General features: G+C 52.6%; 1 protein-coding gene. It reads right to left on the bottom strand.

The window, feature by feature from the left end; genetic code table 11:
* Positions 1 to 66: 66 nt before the first annotated feature.
* Positions 67 to 474, bottom strand: a complete 408-nt coding sequence (cadR, locus tag O3746_RS10320; protein ID WP_004364961.1) for a Cd(II)/Pb(II)-responsive transcriptional regulator — start codon at positions 472 to 474, stop codon at positions 67 to 69.
* Positions 475 to 664: the final 190 nt, after the last annotated feature.

The raw sequence follows: 664 nt of genomic DNA on the forward strand, positions 1-664 counted from the left end.
GATCTTACCTTTGCATGAGAGTGAGACAGACTAGCATCTCATCGGATTATCTGGTTGATGCTTCACCTACTGCTGGTGCATGTTTCCTTCGCTAATTCCAGCAAGAACCCCACACGCCTCAACTTCCCGGTCATCGTTGCAACTCGCTCTCAGTGAAACGAGTTGTTTCTCAAGCGCTTGCAGAGCGGTTATCTGCGACCGCACATGAGAGATGTGATCATCGAGCAAGGCGTTGACGGCGGTACAAGGCTGATGAGGGTCGTCCTGATAGCTCTGTAGTTCGTGAATCTCAGCCAGTGACAGGCCCAGGATTCTGCAGCGACGGATGAAGGCCAGCCCCTCACCATGCTTCTCGGTATAGACACGGTAACCGTTGTCCTGCCGATCAGGCGGCGGCAATAAGCCCTGCTGTTCATAGAAGCGGATCGTCTGTGTTTCGACCCCTACCAACTGCGCCAACTGACCAATGCGCATCAGCCTCCTCCCCAACGGATTCTTTACTCTATTGACCTTATGTAGCTTTATAGTTTAAAATGGTACCACAACATTGTTCAAGTGGAGTCATATTATGAGCAATCCTGTGGTGGCGCCTGTGGCGGTGATGCAACGTCCGCAGCGGATACCGATATACAGGCCTCCTCCGAGGCGACAGGGAGATGGGTCA

The sequence above is a fragment of the Haemophilus sp. 27098_8_127 genome (assembly GCF_041433495.1).
GTDB lineage: Bacteria > Pseudomonadota > Gammaproteobacteria > Enterobacterales > Pasteurellaceae > Haemophilus_D.